The organism is Candidatus Sororendozoicomonas aggregata (assembly GCF_031528575.1).
GTDB lineage: Bacteria > Pseudomonadota > Gammaproteobacteria > Pseudomonadales > Endozoicomonadaceae > Endonucleibacter > Endonucleibacter aggregata.
Genome location: NZ_JAVLSP010000016.1, coordinates 1 through 15,828 on the forward strand (window position 1 = coordinate 1; position 15,828 = coordinate 15,828).

General features: G+C 48.0%; 14 protein-coding genes. 5 read left to right on the forward strand and 9 right to left on the reverse strand.

Annotated features, from left to right (window positions below; genetic code table 11):
* Positions 1 to 149 precede the first annotated feature (149 nt).
* From grxD to V4C51_RS05005, 4 genes are all read right to left on the reverse strand, one after another.
* Complete coding sequence (gene grxD / locus V4C51_RS04990) at positions 150 to 506, reverse strand: Grx4 family monothiol glutaredoxin (RefSeq protein WP_330925033.1); 357 nt, start codon at positions 504 to 506, stop codon at positions 150 to 152.
* 80 nt (positions 507 to 586) lie between these two features.
* A complete protein-coding gene (locus tag V4C51_RS04995; RefSeq protein WP_330925034.1) occupies positions 587 to 1,444 on the reverse strand; it encodes a M48 family metallopeptidase in 858 nt (285 codons plus the stop codon).
* A 320-nt stretch (positions 1,445 to 1,764) separates the two neighbouring features.
* Positions 1,765 to 2,820, reverse strand: coding sequence for a hypothetical protein (locus V4C51_RS05000; protein ID WP_330925035.1), 1,056 nt, complete (start codon positions 2,818 to 2,820; stop codon positions 1,765 to 1,767).
* Positions 2,821 to 2,905: 85 nt separating this feature from the next.
* Positions 2,906 to 3,850, reverse strand: coding sequence for a LysR family transcriptional regulator (locus tag V4C51_RS05005; RefSeq protein ID WP_330925036.1), 945 nt, complete (start codon positions 3,848 to 3,850; stop codon positions 2,906 to 2,908).
* A gap of 399 nt (positions 3,851 to 4,249) precedes the next feature.
* Here V4C51_RS05005 and metE point away from each other — a divergent pair, with 399 nt between their 5' ends.
* Complete coding sequence (gene metE / locus V4C51_RS05010) at positions 4,250 to 6,529, forward strand: 5-methyltetrahydropteroyltriglutamate--homocysteine S-methyltransferase (RefSeq protein ID WP_330925037.1); 2,280 nt, start codon at positions 4,250 to 4,252, stop codon at positions 6,527 to 6,529.
* Between the two features lie 512 nt (positions 6,530 to 7,041).
* On the opposite strand, the gene V4C51_RS05015 is transcribed toward metE, so the two are convergent.
* Complete coding sequence (locus tag V4C51_RS05015; RefSeq protein WP_330925038.1) at positions 7,042 to 8,271, reverse strand: hypothetical protein; 1,230 nt, start codon at positions 8,269 to 8,271, stop codon at positions 7,042 to 7,044.
* Between the two features lie 185 nt (positions 8,272 to 8,456).
* Between V4C51_RS05015 and pdxH the strand changes: the two genes are divergently transcribed.
* Both pdxH and V4C51_RS05025 read left to right on the forward strand, forming a co-directional pair.
* On the forward strand, positions 8,457 to 9,101 hold the full coding sequence (pdxH, locus tag V4C51_RS05020) for a pyridoxamine 5'-phosphate oxidase (RefSeq protein WP_330925039.1): 645 nt from the start codon (positions 8,457 to 8,459) through the stop codon (positions 9,099 to 9,101).
* A 10-nt stretch (positions 9,102 to 9,111) separates the two neighbouring features.
* The gene (locus V4C51_RS05025) at positions 9,112 to 10,035 is read left to right on the forward strand and encodes a hypothetical protein (protein ID WP_330925040.1); all 924 of its coding nucleotides are present in this window, start codon (positions 9,112 to 9,114) and stop codon (positions 10,033 to 10,035) included.
* A gap of 320 nt (positions 10,036 to 10,355) precedes the next feature.
* Here V4C51_RS05025 and V4C51_RS05030 read toward each other — a convergent pair whose 3' ends face one another.
* Positions 10,356 to 10,607, reverse strand: a complete 252-nt coding sequence (locus tag V4C51_RS05030) for a GrxA family glutaredoxin (RefSeq protein ID WP_330925041.1) — start codon at positions 10,605 to 10,607, stop codon at positions 10,356 to 10,358.
* A 172-nt stretch (positions 10,608 to 10,779) separates the two neighbouring features.
* Here V4C51_RS05030 and V4C51_RS05035 point away from each other — a divergent pair, with 172 nt between their 5' ends.
* Positions 10,780 to 11,307 carry a hypothetical protein gene (locus V4C51_RS05035; RefSeq protein ID WP_330925042.1) on the forward strand — a complete coding sequence of 176 codons (528 nt, stop codon included), beginning with the start codon at positions 10,780 to 10,782 and terminating at the stop codon, positions 11,305 to 11,307.
* Positions 11,308 to 11,723: 416 nt separating this feature from the next.
* Positions 11,724 to 12,317, forward strand: a complete 594-nt coding sequence (locus V4C51_RS05040; RefSeq protein ID WP_330925043.1) for an HNH endonuclease — start codon at positions 11,724 to 11,726, stop codon at positions 12,315 to 12,317.
* A gap of 27 nt (positions 12,318 to 12,344) precedes the next feature.
* Here the strand turns inward: V4C51_RS05040 and V4C51_RS05045 are convergent, their stop codons facing one another.
* The 3 genes from V4C51_RS05045 to guaA all read right to left on the reverse strand — a co-directional run bounded on the left by V4C51_RS05045 (position 12,345) and on the right by guaA (position 15,751).
* Complete coding sequence (locus V4C51_RS05045; RefSeq protein ID WP_330925044.1) at positions 12,345 to 12,965, reverse strand: protein-methionine-sulfoxide reductase heme-binding subunit MsrQ; 621 nt, start codon at positions 12,963 to 12,965, stop codon at positions 12,345 to 12,347.
* A 1-nt stretch (position 12,966) separates the two neighbouring features.
* Positions 12,967 to 13,911 (reverse strand): protein-methionine-sulfoxide reductase catalytic subunit MsrP, encoded by a 945-nt coding sequence (gene msrP / locus V4C51_RS05050; RefSeq protein WP_330925045.1) that lies wholly within the window; start codon positions 13,909 to 13,911, stop codon positions 12,967 to 12,969.
* A 262-nt stretch (positions 13,912 to 14,173) separates the two neighbouring features.
* On the reverse strand, positions 14,174 to 15,751 hold the full coding sequence (gene guaA / locus V4C51_RS05055) for a glutamine-hydrolyzing GMP synthase (protein WP_330925046.1): 1,578 nt from the start codon (positions 15,749 to 15,751) through the stop codon (positions 14,174 to 14,176).
* Positions 15,752 to 15,828 lie beyond the last annotated feature (77 nt).

Here is a 15,828-nt window from a genome sequence, read left to right on the forward strand (position 1 = left end):
AGGATAATAGTGGGGCTATTTGACGAAGAAGCAGGAATTTTTAGACCCATTTATCGCAACCGCAGTAGGGTAGTCTATTCTCGGACAGGCTCCTAGCCCATCCATGAACACCCTGACAAGACTCGGTCGCGTGAGAAAGCACTTCGTAATCAATGGGTTATGCTTGTTTTTTCCTCATCTGACGCTTCATCGTCGCCGGCAGCGGCGGCAATCATTTTCTGCAGGTCACCGCTGCTGTACATTTCTGCCACGATATCACTGCCACCGACCAGCTCGCCTTTGATCCAAAGCTGAGGGAACGTCGGCCAGTTAGCGTACTTGGGCAGGTTAGCGCGAATCTCGGGGTTGGCCAGAATATCCACATAGGCAAATTTCTCGCCACAGGCCATTAAAATCTGCACTGCCTGGGAAGAAAAACCACACTGGGGCAGCTTGGGGGAGCCTTTCATATACAGCAGGATATCGTGTGACTCAATCTGCTCTTTAATTTGATCCATGATATCCATAACATCACCTTTGTATCATCACATTATCAATAATTGGGAGCATTCTAATGAAAATACCCCAGTAGCTCCATTGGTTTTTCTTACTGTGGGTTTTTTGCCTGTTGGTAAAGGGCGTTGACTTTATGGACGGCAGCTGCCAAGCCATTAATTCGCGTATCATGATTAGGGTGGGTACTCATAAATTCTGGCGGCTGATTGCCGCCGACTTTACTCATTTTCTCCCAGAGCGTGACTGCTGCCTGGGGATTGAAGCCTGCCCGCGCCATCAGTTCCAGCCCCATCAAATCAGCTTCCACTTCTTTGGTGCGGCTGTGGGGCAATGTCAAAGAATAATTGACGACCGTATCGGCTAACGCCAATGCATCATCATTGACCCCAAACATCACATATAGCGCACTTTTCCCCAGAGCAACAGCATAAGCCTCAGACATGGCTTCCCGTCCGTGCTCCCTGAGGGCATGGGCCATTTCATGGCCCATAATGGCGGCAATCTCATCATCGGTGAGCGTTAACTTATGGATAATGCCGCTGTAAAAGATAATTTTGCCCCCTGGCATACAGTAGGCATTGAGCTGTTTATCGGTAATCAGGTTGACTTGCCAGTCCCATTTTAACGCATCAGTACGAAAGGTACCCACCTGGGCAATAAGTTTGTCCGCTATGGCCCTTAGCCTTTTGAGGGTCACACGGTCCTGGTTAAGCACCTGCTTTTTATTGCTGGCTTTCAGTGTATCCCGGTAAGCCTTGTCAGCCATCTCATCCACCTGCTGCGCTGATAGCAGGGCAAACATACGCTGCTGGCGATCAACGCCAAGCTCCCCCCCGGATGTGGTTGAGATACTTTGGCAACCTGCCATCAAGGCCAGGAGGATGATTCCCGCCAGCCCGTAACGCAAGGAACACGACTGATGGTAAATCTGTCTTATCAAGAGCTTCATAACTTACCGCTCTTGATCTTTATTAACAGTGCGAAAAACGGTGTCAGGGACAAAGGTTCGAATAACACAATAAAAACACGCGTCAGCAAGTATCATGATTTTTATTTTACTATTTTAGTGGACAACTCACTGAGATTATTGCGCCTTGCAGTAAAGAGGACAATAATTTTTTTACCTGTTCGCCACTAAAACCTCTGAAAAACACACTGTTCAGGATGCTTGTTTGTTGTTCATTTATTGCAGATCGCAACAGCGGCACAACCTTCAAAGCTGCCGCTTAAACCGGCCTTTCCCCTGCTGTGGCCGGTTGTGTCAGCCTGTTATTCGGGAAGATTTTTATAAAACTCGCCAAGCGAGGGCTCTTTTACCTTGCCCTGTGCGCCTACTTCAAGAACAGGGTATTGCTTTAATACTTCCCTGACCTGTTGCTGTAATATTCCTACTTCTCGCTGGTTTGATTGTTGCTCACCCTGCAACCTGTTCCACTCCTTCTCAAGAACACCAACAACATTGTATTTAACCGGCTGAATGGGAAGCTTGGCAAGAATACGTTTTGCCCCCCGGTATTGTTCTTCAGTGAGACACTTTTTCAATTGGTTGACTAATACTATCTGGGAAAGAAAAGAATAATCACCTTCAGCCATAAATCGGGACAGTGACCTGCCCAACGCATAATAATTATCGGGTCTTTGATTCAGTTGGGCCTCATCATAACCTGGCAGTACATCCGGGTTTCCCCTTCTTTCGATGATACCACTCACATACCCGTTGAGTTCACCAGCCACCTTGGCGGCTTCAAGGTTATATTTTTGCATTTTTTCTTGATAAACGTCTTCTGCCCTTTTTTCATTGACTTTCTTTTCCTCAAGCATGCCACTTTTATTTTCAATTAAGCGTCGTTTATTCTCTTCAATGTTGGCATTATACCGGGCAATATCCTGGAGGTTATTCTCAACACGCCTGATGACTGTTTGCATCAGTGATTTAACGGCCTCTGCCGTGCGTGGTTTTAAGCCCTCGTTATAAGCACGATACACCATAAGGCCGGCAGCGCCAGCACCTATTAATCCGCCCACGGCCCCCGCGACCAGTGGATTTTCACGCAGAACCCTTATCGCCATATTCCCCAGGTGACTGTAGGTGGTGTCATTATTTGAAAAATAAGGCAATTGTGGCGCTAAATAGGTCGTGCCTGCGGCACCTGCCACAGTCAATCCGGCGAAGGTTACGGCGGTGTTGCCACGCTTAAGCAAAGTGCCCCTGACGGGGTCATAGGAATAATACATCTGCTGCAGGCGGTTGGTATTTTCAGCATCACCCGAATTGACAAATGGCTCCATGGAGCCCTGACCTGATAAAACACCATTAGCCTGCATAAGACGCCTCCAGTTTTTTGTTTTAGTATTTTTGTTGCTGCTTTTTCGACCACCCGTATTAAAAGAAGTTCCACCCTGGCTGAAATCATGGTAAAGGATCGCTGGCCACTACGCCTTCGAGCGTGCTGAAACAAGTATCCTTGGCGGTGCTAATAAAGGCCGACATATAAGGCAATGTTACCTGCTCTACTCTGACAGCGGCGTATAATGTTGACCACAAGCCCTTCTCCCCTAATGTTAAGGTAGCGATCTGATCCTTGGTCAAAAACTCTGCCAGAACCCAGTTAGGCAAGGTCGACACTCCCCGCTGACTGGCGACCAGCTGTAATATCATCAAAGTCAGCTCTGAGGTTCGAATCTCCATTGGCTCAACACCCGCGGGATCGAGAAAACAACGAAACACATCGAGGCGCTCCTGTGGTACCGGATAGGTAATTAACGTCTCATCGACAAGATCTTCAGGGACGACAAACGATTGTGCCCGCAGAGGATGCTGTTTGGATACTGCCAGGCGCATTTCATATTCAAACAGCGGGAGAAACACCAGCCCCGGAATATCCACCGGATCGGAGGTCACTACCAGATCCAACTCTCCCCTGGCCAGGGCTGGCAGAGGGGCAAAGTTAAAGCCCGCTGAAAAATCCATTTCTACCTCGGGCCAGTCTGCCCGGTAAGCATCAATGGTCGGCATTAACCACTGGTAGCAACTATGGCACTCAATGGCGATATGCAAACGACCCGTGTCGCCCCCGGCGAGCTGAGTAAGGGCATATTCTGCCGCTTTAAACTGAGGCAGCACCTGTTCAGCCAGCGCCAGTAATCGAAGTCCCGCTGTGGTGAACAGCAGTGGGCGCGATTTTCGGACAAACAGTTCGATGCCTATCCTCTGCTCCAATTCTTTAAGCTGGTGGGACAATGCCGACTGGGTGGTGTGCAGAAGACGGGATGCCTGTACCAGACTACCCGTGTCTTTAAGTGCTTCAAGGGTTCGCAAATGACGTAACTCAATCCCCAGCGTTCTTTCAGCCATAAACACTTCCTGTCATTATGAAAAATTTTCACCTTTATTATTAAAAAAATGCGTTTGATTCAAGTTGCTAACTAGTAAATAGTAAACCTTATGATTCTGGTGCCCCTTAGGAGCCTGTCGGACTTAAGGCAATTTCGGCCTGAAATTCAGAAAGTGCGAGAAAGTGCGAGAAAGTGCGGCCAGAATTTCCGATTAATTTGCTTAAATAGGTCAACTATTCGCACAAATTGATCGAAAATTCTGACTCGCCCTACTGAATTTTATGCTCGAAAGCATAAGTCCGACAGGCTCCTTAGCAGGGACACCATTTTCAGTCTTTTTCAGTCTTTTTCAGTCTTTATGCTTGTATAACTGTTTGTATAACAACAGCAACACACTTTCACTGTATGGGTTCAGGCAATGTCAGTTTCACACACCCTTGGCTTTCCAAGAATCGGTAATAAACGTCAACTAAAGTTTGCTGTTGAAGCATACTGGCAAGGGAAGATCACCCAACAGCAATTGTTGGAAGAAGGTCAGCAGGTCAGAGCCAGTAACTGGCAAACTCAACAACAGGCAGGTCTGGATTATATCCCTGTTGGTGACTTCGCCTGGTATGATCATGTATTAAACCACTCCCTGATGTTTGGTGCGATTCCAGAACGATTTGGTGATGCTTCTGCCACCGATATTGATACGCTGTTTCGTATGGCTCGCGGCCAGGCACCGAGCGGCCAACCGGCAGCAGCTTGTGAAATGACCAAGTGGTTTAACACCAACTACCACTATATTGTCCCAGAGCTGAAAAAAAACCAGACCTTTAAACTGGACAGCACGCTGTTACTGGCTGAAGTCAAAGAAGCCCTTGCTCTTGGACTAAAAACGAAACCCGTTCTCCTTGGTCCTTTAACCTGGCTGTGGCTCGGTAAAATCAAAGGTGAAGACTTCGATAAATTATCCTTGCTTGATGACCTGGTGCCTTTGTATGCCAGTGTCTTATCCCAACTGAGTGACCTGGGCATTGAGTGGGTACAAATTGATGAACCGATTCTTTCTCTGGACTTACCGCCGTCCTGGCAACAAGCCTTTGAGGGAACCTACAACAAGCTACAAGCTCACCCCATTAAAACATTGCTCACCACCTACTACGGGCCATTGGGTGATAACCTTGGGCTGGCGGTTAATCTGCCTGTGGACGGGCTGCATGTTGACCTTGTTGAGGGTAAAGAAGAGATAACACCTCTATTGGATCGGCTGCCCCGCTACAAGGTACTGTCAGCCGGTGTCGTTAATGGTCGCAATATCTGGCGAGCAGACCTGACCCGACTGACTGACACCCTGGCAACAGTCAGGGAACGGCTCGAAGATCGGTTGTGGGTATCCTCAAGCTGCTCGCTACTTCACAGTCCTGTGGATCTTGACAGTGAATCGGATATCAACCATCAAACCCGTAGCTGGTTAGCTTTTGCCAAACAAAAATGCACTGAAATTGCCGTATTGACTCGCAACATCAATGGCACGGCCACGGCTGCCGACAAAGCCGCTTTAACGGACTCCGACCTGGCTGTTGCCAGTAAAGCGGCATCTTCCCTGATCCATAAACCAGCCGTTCAAGGGCGTGTATCCGCACTGACAGAAAGTATGACCTATCGGGCCACGCCCTTTAAAACTCGAAAACCCTTACAAAAGGAAAAGCTGGATTTACCCCTTTATCCGACCACCACTATCGGCTCTTTCCCCCAGACTGCTGATATCCGACGTACTCGTCGCCAGTTTAAAAAAGGAGAAATCAGCTTACAAAGTTACGAAACCGCCATGGAGAAGGAAATTCAAACCGTCCTGCAACATCAGGAGGCATTGGGGCTGGATGTTCTGGTACACGGTGAGCCAGAGCGTAATGACATGGTGGAATATTTTGGTGAGCAGCTCGATGGTTTTCTATTCACCGGGTTTGGCTGGGTGCAAAGCTACGGTAGCCGGTGTGTGAAGCCCCCCATTATTCTTGGTGATATTGAACGACCAGCGCCTATGACGGTGAAATGGAGTCAATTTGCCCAACAGCAGACCAGTAAACCCGTCAAAGGCATGCTCACAGGTCCGGTGACCATTTTACGCTGGTCTTTCCCCCGGGAGGATATTGATCAAAGCCAATCCTGCCTGCAACTGGCCCTGGCTTTGCGTGACGAGGTGGTGGACCTTGAAAGCGCGGGGATTGATATTATCCAGATTGATGAACCTGCTATCCGGGAAGGTCTGCCCCTGCGTAAAAAAGACTGGGCAACCTATCTTGATTGGGCGGTGAAAAGCTTTCGGGTGTCAGCCGGTGGTGTAAAGGACAGCACTCAAATTCATACGCACATGTGCTATAGCGACTTTAATGAAATCATTGAGTATATCGCCGCAATGGATGCCGATGTGATCAGTATTGAGGCCTCCCGCTCGGATATGGAGCTACTTAATGCCTTTGAGCAGTTCCATTACCCCAATGATATTGGCCCGGGTGTTTACGATATTCACTCACCCAACGTACCTGAATCGTCGTCTATAACAACACTGATGCAGAAAGCGGCTGAGCACCTGCCACCAGAGCAATTATGGGTTAATCCTGACTGTGGTTTGAAAACCCGGAGCTGGCCGGAAGTAGACGCAGCCCTTAAAAATATGGTTGCAGCGGCAAAAACCCTCAGAAGCTGCTCATGATCTTTTGGAAAAAGGGAAACCTGTGAGAAAACCTGCCTGTTTTTTGATTTTCCGCGAGCCTGGTGCTGTAACGAATAAAACAGGCAGCTTTAGCGACCTGCTATCGGAATGGGAACTTCCCAGGAGCTTGTCGGACTTATGCTTTCGAGCATGAAATTCAGTAGAGCGAGTCAGAATTTTCGATCATTTTGTGCGAATAGTTGACCTGTTTAAGCAAATTGATCGGAAATTCTGGCCGCACTTTCTCGCACTTTCTCGCACTTTCTGGATTTTAGGCCGAAACTGTCTTAAGTCCGACAGGCTCCTAGCCCGGATATTTCATAAACTGCCCTTAGAGCCACAAGGAGCAAGCAAGGCCAGGAGCATGTTTATGAAATATCCGGGCTAGATACTCTTCGTGATAAACTATTCATTGTCAGCACAGGTCGTAGGCGGTAAAAAAACTTTACCATCGCAGTGCTAAGTGGCCCCTTCTGAGCCACTTACAGCACTTGCGGTCTTTGACGACTTTATTACTGACTCAGTGAAGCATTTTTGATTAGACGAGTAAATATTGATTGACTGTTAGTTGATTCGACCTGCCGCTTTATTTCTTCCCACATTTTTTTATGTGTCGCAACCGTCGGGTGTTTATCATTGAAAAAAAGGTAGGGTTTTTTTATGGAAGACCGCATACTCCCTGCCATACACAACTCTTGTTGTTTTTCTGAAACGCAGTTTCTTTTAAGGGCGTCCTGAACCCATGCGGGGTCTTTGGTCTGTCGCTGCTGCCACGCGCTGATATCAACAAATGATAATCCTTTCTTGATGTCACTGCGAAGCGTCACGTATTGCAATAAACTGTTGTAACCTTGGCTTAACAAAGTCAGTAACGTTGAAATAGCAGGTGATACAGCGGTCGCAGGGAACTTACCCATATCAGGCAAGCCAATCACAAGTATATTATCAACTGGCACTTTCTTGTCATGTACTAAAATATCAACAGCCTTACGGGTATTTTTAATGGGGTTTGAAAAGTGTAATGTATCATACTGATCACCGGCCAAATCCTTAAAAAACTGATTAAAGGACGACTCCGTCCAATTACCATTTTTGAGCTCTAATTTTTCAAGTTCCTTGGTGAAAACATCGCTTTTATCGAGGTTTTCTCCAAAAATTGACCGCAATTTGCCAACATTGTTGAGAATGTCATTAGCACCTGCCCACAATGCGACCGCAGCGATCTTCATCTTCCAGTCAGGAACCTTTTTGGAAGCCAGCTCAATCTGTTTTATAGCGCCGGGAACACAGCTGTATTGACCGAAGTCACCATAGTTGGTGCATTGACCCTCAACCGGCGCGTAGGCTTTTGCTGATTTATCGTTCACAAAGTTATCACCGGTTTCAGCAGAAGCAAAAGCAGCATTGAGAACCTTAACATTACTTAATTTTTCAGGGCTCTGAGACAATAGCCCCATAGCGTTTTCTCCCGGAAAAAGTCCTTCTGTCATAAAGTTAACCCAGGTAGAGGGTTTATCATTTGGCCAATTGGTAATAGGCGCACCCAGACCCGTTTGTTCAGTGCGACCCTCGGCCTTCACCCAATTATTGTTGCCCTTCCTGTCTCCAAGGACCGCGCCGTCAGACAGGCTGTCACCAAAAATGATAATAAAAGGCTGTTCTATGCCTTTTTTGGCGTCTGACCACGCAGGGGCCGCGAACATAAAAATGATCATATAGATAAAAGTAGTTACTTTACTCATCAGTACACTCCAAAACTTGCAGGTCCTAAACAAAATAACCAGTGATCAAGTCTAGTCAACTAAACGCGGTTTAGCGATAAGAAGAAGATTCAAAAAATTCTCAGCCTTTACCCGTTTTGCTGTATCACAAAACCCTTTACACTGGGGCATTAGAATTTGCCTCTGTCAATCCCGGATACTGGACAATGGATATCAGTCACCTGCGCAAAGAATATACTCAGGCCGGTCTTAGCAAAGATTCGCTGAGTAATGACCCGTTAGAGCAATTTTCCCTCTGGTTTAAACAGGCGCAGGAAGCACAGCTACCTGAACCTAATGCCATGAGTCTGGCCACTGTGGACGTTGATAAAATGCCGGGGCTTCGGACAGTCCTGCTTAAATACTTTGATACCCGTGGCTTTGTTTTTTTCACCAATTACGGTAGCAGAAAAGCCAAAGATATTGCTGTTAATCCACAAGCGGCTCTGCTCTTTCCGTGGATTACCCTCGAACGCCAGGTGATTGTCCGTGGTAGTGTTGAGAAAATCAGCAAGAGAGAATCCCTTCATTACTTTAGCGGCCGTCCCCATGGCAGCCAGCTCGGTGCCTGGGTTTCTGAACAAAGTTCTGTTATCACCAGCAGAAAGCTGCTGGCAATGAAATTGGACGAAATAAAACGTAAATTCAGCGATGGTAAAGTGCCACTGCCGTCTTTTTGGGGGGGATATCGCGTTGTTCCTCAGAGTATTGAGTTCTGGCAGGGACGCCCTAATCGACTACATGATCGCTTCCTCTATAGCCGAAGTTCGGATTCGGCGGTTGATTGGCAAATAGATCGGCTGGCACCCTGATGGAGCAGTTATGAGTAAAGAAACCGCAGCAAAAATTGCCGTTCGCGACACCCTGATTCAGTTGGTTAACACTAACCAGACGTTTAAAAAAGCGGTTATTGACGATGGTCATCTGCCTGCCTGGGTGATGAAAGAAGGTCAATCCACCCCTGAAGATGCACCCGGTGATCGTATAAAAGCGGCTGAGGTCAGTACCTGCCTGACCTATCTGTCCAACCAAAGTAAGCAGGAAACGGCACGTCTGCCTGGGCTTGTTGGTGTATCACCTGAAACCCTTACCCTTGGTCACGCGCTCAATACAGCACGCTTGCGCTTTAAGCAAGCCATGGGTGATTACCGAAAACTCTTTGGCGACAGTATTGAAGCCATTGAACAAACGTCTGATGACTTACGGGAAAGTCTGTTAGGTGGATTAAAAATTCAGCACATACACTTTGTGCAAAGCTATCGTCAGTTAAAACTGTTTGCGAAAGCGCCTAAACGGGTTGGCTTCAGCTGGGCGGCAAGCCACAGTGGTACTGTCAGGCTGACTGCCTGCGAAGCCATAGACCATTTGCAGAAAAAATACCTGGCCTCAGATGCCATAGGCGCAGATATTCGGATACTGGAACAAATGCCTGCCGATGAAATTGTGATTATCAGGCGGATACTGGCTCCCCATCTTCGGGCAAATCTCACCTGGTCAAAAAATATCAACGACATTCGTCAACAAGACCCCGAGGTAAAACAACAGTATCCCGGCCAAATTAATACGCCATTGCCGTTATTTATTCAGCTGGCCCCTGGTAAGCCATTGCCGGAATTTAACCCTATTCGCCCCTTTGATCCACAGGCCAGGCAGGAAAGGCTCCAGCGCAGTGACGCGCGACTGGAGAAGATCAGCGATCACCCTCACTCGCGAATTTACCGTTACACAGACCCAACGCTGGCCTGATGAAACAGGCTATCGCTCAACAGCAACCATCCACCCACACATCACCCGAACAAGCTGTTTTGAGTCTGCCTGAACGCCAGGCGACTCTGCCATTAAACTCTAATTCTGACTCGCCCTACTGAATTTTATGCTCGAAAACATAAGTCCGACAGGCTCCTAGGAGCCTGTCCGAGAATAGACTACCCTACTGCGGTTGCGATAAATGGGTCTAAAAATTCCTGCTTCTTCGTCAAATAGCCCCACTATTATCCTCAGAAGCAGAAGTTTTTATCCTCAATTTCTCGTAATCCTCGCTACGGGCGCTATTCTCGGTCAGGCTCCTAGCACGCTTTCACAGTCAGGGTTTTCAGGTAAGCATCCAGCTCCTGAAAGCCGCCAATATAGCGTTTGCCATGAAACACTTGAGGCACTGTTTCCACTGGCTTGCCGATTGTTTTTTCAAGGTCTTCCTTGGAAATTCCTTCAGCGTGGATGTCCACATAACGGTAGTTCAGTGATTTTTTTTCTAACACTTCCTTTGCTCGTACACAAAAACCACAACCCGGACGCCCGAAAACTGTAAACCGTTCCATTTTTTTCATTCCACTGTGTGAATACACGCCTATCATAATTGAATTGCCGTAAACGACAAAAACAATAAATAAAATCAGCATGATAGAGATAAACTATTAAACCCCTTTTCCCTACTGCCGTTAACCTGACAAGGTAAGCCCATTTTTTAGATGACTTGCAAGGGGTGCAATTATGAAACACGCGACCATTGCTCTGGCTTTTTTATTGTTTGCCCCAACAGCTTATGGCACCGATCTGATCAGCATGGCCCATAAAGCCGGCTTTAATAGCTGTGACAATGCTATTAAGAAGGAGTTTAGCGGCCTGACAGAACATGCCAATGGCGTTGCCTCCACCGGCTATTTCAATAACCGCAGTTTTAGTATTATGGCTACCTGGGGTAAAGAGAAAGACAGTGTCTGGAAAAATACGACATTGATTAAATTTGGACGACGCTGTCTGAGCTATAGTCTGGTAGGTACAACTTTCCCCTCGAAGTGTGAAGCTTTTCAAGCCGCCAATAGCGAGTGGCAGGTTGTCAGGCAAGCCGCTGATTTTACCTGGACGCAAAATCAAGGGGGAGTGAACGCCTTGCTCAAGGATTTGCCTAATAATAGCTGTGCCATCACTTATCGCATTCACCAGTCATACGATATTGATGCTGTAAACCCGGTAAGAAGTGTTAAAGGCAAAAACAGTAATGGTAACAACAACGGATAGTTCAGAAGGGTACCTGCGCTTCTCACCCCCTGAGAAGCCATCTTAACAGTCTGTGTCTGATACCAATCGACTCTTCTAACGACGCTTTACGCTGACAAGCTCAATGCCAGTGGTGCGTTGCAACGCCTGACAATAGCGGGCTTTCTCGTTGTTTTACTCTTTTCTACTCTTCTACTCTCTGCCGTCCGGTTTGTCAGCTCTTACGGGAGTTAGAAAAGACGGTTGGTAAAACATCTCACCTGACCTGTTTGATATAATCGTTATGCCATCACGTCGACTAAGCCTGATTAAGTGTATGGGACCCGCTCAAGCAACATCCGGTTCCATCTCCCGGCAAATTAAGGTAATACTAAAAGGGCGAGAGCAACAGTGCCGACCTGGCAAATCGGCAGTCATCGTTATGGAAAACGGGAATCATGCCAATGCATATCCTCCGACTGAACAAGGCAGGGCAGCCGATTGACTGGTTAACGTGGCAGGATGCAGTATGTCTCTACTCACGGAATCTGGTGTGCTGGAGCCTGGGTGATATTATTTATAGAATCCATGGAGGCTTTAATCGTATCACCGGTGGGCGCACCATTATCGAACTACCCAGCATTATTGCCTGTGGTGGAAAAAAACTGATCCACCGCCGAAATAATCCTACGCTCAGTAATCCAGCACTTTTCGAGCGGGATGGTTTTCGGTGTATGTATTGCGGAAAGCATCTTCACAGGTCCCAGTTAACACGGGATCATATTGTGCCCAGTTCCAGGGGAGGGAAAGACGTGTGGGAAAATGTCGTCGCGGCCTGTCGGCGCTGTAATCAGCACAAGGATAATCATTTGCTGGAAGACACAGGGATGTCCCTCATTGCACTTCCCTATAGACCCAATGTGGCTGAATATCTGGCACTGGTCAATAGCCGACGGATACTAGCAGACCAGGCAGATTTTTTAAGCAAGCAGTTCTCCAGAAACTGTCGTTGGGAACAGGGGGCGGTTATGAAAACGGAATACAGAGAATAAGTCGTACGTCAGAACAGGCCACTGGTATTAACGCCACAGGTGATGAAGGGCTGGTAAGCGGCCTTTCATGATCCGAACCCCAAGCAAAACCACCAGAATCACCGTATAAATTTGAGGCTTCAGATAGTCGGCCTTAACCATCATAAAGAAGTGCGACAGAGCCAGAGCATTAATTAAATAGACCGTTTTATGAAGCCGCTTCCAGTTTGCGGCTTTCATTTTGCGCTGAACACTCCTGAGGGAGGTTACAGCCAGAGGAATCGTTAACAAGATAGCAACTGCCCCCACGGTGATAAAAGGGCGTTGCAAAATTTCTTGCCAGAGCGCTCCCACATCAAAGAAGTGGTCTAACACGATGAAACTGGCCAGGTGAAGAAGCATATAAAAGAAGGCATAGAGTCCCAGCATTCGCCGAAACCGACCCAACCAGGTCCACTTCAGTTGCACCCGCAGGGGCGTCACCGCCAGGGCAATCAGCAAGAAGCGAAAAGCCCAGTCCCCGGTGAAGCGGTTAATAGTCTCCACCGGGTTAAAACCCAACGTGCCGAACAAAGCCTGCACGATCAAAAACAGCAAGGGCAGTAAACCGCCTGAAAAAACCAGCCACCATAGGGCTTTACCGCGCGAAAAGCGTTGCATGGTTTGCATCTTAGTAATTTTTCCTCAAGTCCATGCCGCTATAAAGACCGGCTACCTGCTCGGCATAGCCATTAAATGGCAGGGTGTCCTGCCGGAAGAAGTTGCCGATACGGCGTTCGGTCGCCTGGGACCAGCGGGGGTGAGAAACCGCCGGGTTTACATTGGCATAAAAACCGTATTCCCGCGGGGCAAGCATATTCCAGCTAGTGGGCGGCTGTTGTTCAGTAAAACTGATGCGCACGATGGACTTGATGGACTTAAAGCCATACTTCCAGGGCACGACCAAACGGACTGGCGCTCCGTTCTGATTGGGCAAAATGTCATCAAACAAACCAACAGCCAGGAACGTCAGGTCATGGGCGGCCTCGTCCATACGCAAACCTTCACGATAAGGCCAGTTCAATACAGATCGGTGCTGCCCCGGCATCTGTTTGGGATCAAGGAGGGTTTCAAAGGCAACATATTTCGCCTTGGACAGGGGGGCAACCTTCTTCATGACACAAGCCAGTGGCACACCAATCCAGGGGATGACCATTGACCAGGCTTCCACACAACGGAGACGGTAGATGCGCTGCTCCAACTGGTTAAAGTCGATCAGATCCTCCAGGGCATAAATACCCGGCTTTTCTACTTCGCCGTCAATCTTGACGGACCAGGGATCAGTGACAAAGCCTTTCGCATTTTCTGCCGGGTCAGTCTTGCCGGTTCCGAACTCATAAAAGTTGTTGTAACCCACTACCGCATCATAGTTGGTCAGCTTTTCGTCAGGGGTCAGGTTGGTTTTCTTAACAATTTTTAACGAGCGCGCAGCCATGGCCGGGCCACAGGCCAGACCACCAAGGGTCATTGCCCCCAAAACGCCAGCACCCAGGCGAATAAACTCCCGGCGACGCAAATACAGCCCCTTGCTGGTGACGTCGTTTTCGGTCAGGTCGGGTTTATTTCTAAACAGCATGGTGACAGGTCCCCTTATGGTGACAAGATCAATCCTTTTGGTGAATATAAATTATTAGACGCTTGCAAATATTACTGAATATTTGGTCATGAACCAGAACATTGATCTCGTCCAGTTCATGAACCCGATTTATGGGGGATAAAACCTGCGTCATCGCAGGCGACGTCACTTCTTTTTGACAATGGCCAGGGGGAGCTTTTTATACGACAATTTATATATAAATAATTAATAGCCCTGACCTTACCCCGTTTATATCAAGGGATTATTCCCACTCAATGGTTGCCGGCGGCTTGCTGGATACGTCGTACGTTACCCGGGATACCTGTTCAATCTCATTAATGATGCGGTTAGACACCGTTTCGAGCAACTCATAAGGCAAATGCGCCCAGCGCGCTGTCATAAAATCGATGGTTTCAACGGCACGAATAGCAATGACATATTCATAACGACGACCGTCGCCTACTACCCCAACGGATTTCACCGGAAGGAAGACAGTAAATGCCTGGCTGACTTTGTGATACCATTGTGCTTTATGCAGTTCCTCAATAAAGATGGCATCGGCCTGACGTAAAATAGTTGCGTAGGATTTTTTCACTTCACCGAGAATACGCACTCCCAACCCCGGCCCGGGAAAAGGATGGCGGTAGACCATATCGTAAGGAAGCCCCAATTCAAGGCCAATCTTGCGCACCTCATCTTTAAACAGTTCACGCAATGGCTCCACCAGTGACATTTTCATGTCTTCTGGCAAGCCACCCACATTATGGTGCGACTTAATAACATGCGCCTTACCAGATTCTGAGCCTGCTGACTCAATAACATCGGGATAAATGGTGCCTTGTGCCAGAAACTCAATACCCTCCAGTCTGGTGGCCTGTTCATCAAAGACGTCAATAAACGTATTACCAATCACTTTGCGTTTTGCTTCCGGGTCGCTGACACCTTCAAGCTTGCTCAGAAACAAGTCTTCCGCATCGGCACGAATCACTCGAATACCCATGTTTTCCGCGAACATGGCCATGACCTGATTGCCTTCATTAAGACGCAGCAAACCATTATCGACAAAAACACACACCAGTTGATCACCAATGGCTTTGTTCAGCAAGGCAGCCACCACACTGGAGTCGACCCCACCGGACAACCCCAGCAGTACCTGCTTGTCACCCACTTGCTCACGAACACGAGTAATAGCATCTTCAATGATTTTTCCCGGTGTCCAAAGGCATTCACAGCCGGCAATATCCACGATAAAGCGCTCAAGCAGCCGCAGCCCCTGTTTGGTGTGTGTCACTTCCGGGTGGAACTGCACGCCATAGTATTGCTTTTCTTCACAGGCCATGGCTGCGATAGGGCAAGAGCTGGTTGAGGCCGTCACGACAAACCCCTCTGGCAGTTGAGTGACCTTATCGCCATGGCTCATCCAGATATCCAGGCTTAACTGACCCTCATCATTGATATGGTCTTCAATACCCTCAAACAACCGTGAGCGACCCGCCAGCAATAACTGGGCATAACCAAATTCACGCAGGTCAGAAGAAGAAACAGTGCCACCCATTTGCCTTGCCATGGTTTGCATGCCATAGCAAATGCCCAGTACGGGGACTCCCAGATCAAACACAGCCTGGGGCGCACGGGGGCTGTTTCCCTTACCTACTGACTCAGGCCCACCTGAGAGAATAACCGCTTTAGGGTTAAACTGACGCAGACGCTTTTCATCCATATCATAAGGATGCAGTTCACAGTACACCCCGATTTCGCGAATACGCCGCGCAATGAGCTGGGTATACTGGGAACCAAAATCAAGAATCAAAACGCGATCAGCATGGATATCCAAGGACATGTTGACTACCAATAGTAAGTAAACAAAGACCGGGAACGTTTGTACCCGGTCTGAAAGAAAACGCGAGAAAAAGGGAA

Coding starts and splice junctions, on each gene's coding strand:
- metE (WP_330925037.1), top strand. CDS start 4,250: ATGTCAGTTTCACACACCCTTGGCTTTCCAAGAATCGGTAATAAACGT.
- V4C51_RS05005 (WP_330925036.1), bottom strand. CDS start 3,850: ATGGCTGAAAGAACGCTGGGGATTGAGTTACGTCATTTGCGAACCCTT.
- guaA (WP_330925046.1), bottom strand. CDS start 15,751: ATGTCCTTGGATATCCATGCTGATCGCGTTTTGATTCTTGATTTTGGT.
- V4C51_RS05000 (WP_330925035.1), bottom strand. CDS start 2,820: ATGCAGGCTAATGGTGTTTTATCAGGTCAGGGCTCCATGGAGCCATTT.
- V4C51_RS05045 (WP_330925044.1), bottom strand. CDS start 12,965: ATGCAAACCATGCAACGCTTTTCGCGCGGTAAAGCCCTATGGTGGCTG.
- V4C51_RS05030 (WP_330925041.1), bottom strand. CDS start 10,607: ATGGAACGGTTTACAGTTTTCGGGCGTCCGGGTTGTGGTTTTTGTGTA.
- V4C51_RS05040 (WP_330925043.1), top strand. CDS start 11,724: ATGCCAATGCATATCCTCCGACTGAACAAGGCAGGGCAGCCGATTGAC.
- V4C51_RS05025 (WP_330925040.1), top strand. CDS start 9,112: ATGAGTAAAGAAACCGCAGCAAAAATTGCCGTTCGCGACACCCTGATT.
- V4C51_RS05015 (WP_330925038.1), bottom strand. CDS start 8,271: ATGAGTAAAGTAACTACTTTTATCTATATGATCATTTTTATGTTCGCG.
- grxD (WP_330925033.1), bottom strand. CDS start 506: ATGGATATCATGGATCAAATTAAAGAGCAGATTGAGTCACACGATATC.
- V4C51_RS04995 (WP_330925034.1), bottom strand. CDS start 1,444: ATGAAGCTCTTGATAAGACAGATTTACCATCAGTCGTGTTCCTTGCGT.
- msrP (WP_330925045.1), bottom strand. CDS start 13,911: ATGCTGTTTAGAAATAAACCCGACCTGACCGAAAACGACGTCACCAGC.
- V4C51_RS05035 (WP_330925042.1), top strand. CDS start 10,780: ATGAAACACGCGACCATTGCTCTGGCTTTTTTATTGTTTGCCCCAACA.
- pdxH (WP_330925039.1), top strand. CDS start 8,457: ATGGATATCAGTCACCTGCGCAAAGAATATACTCAGGCCGGTCTTAGC.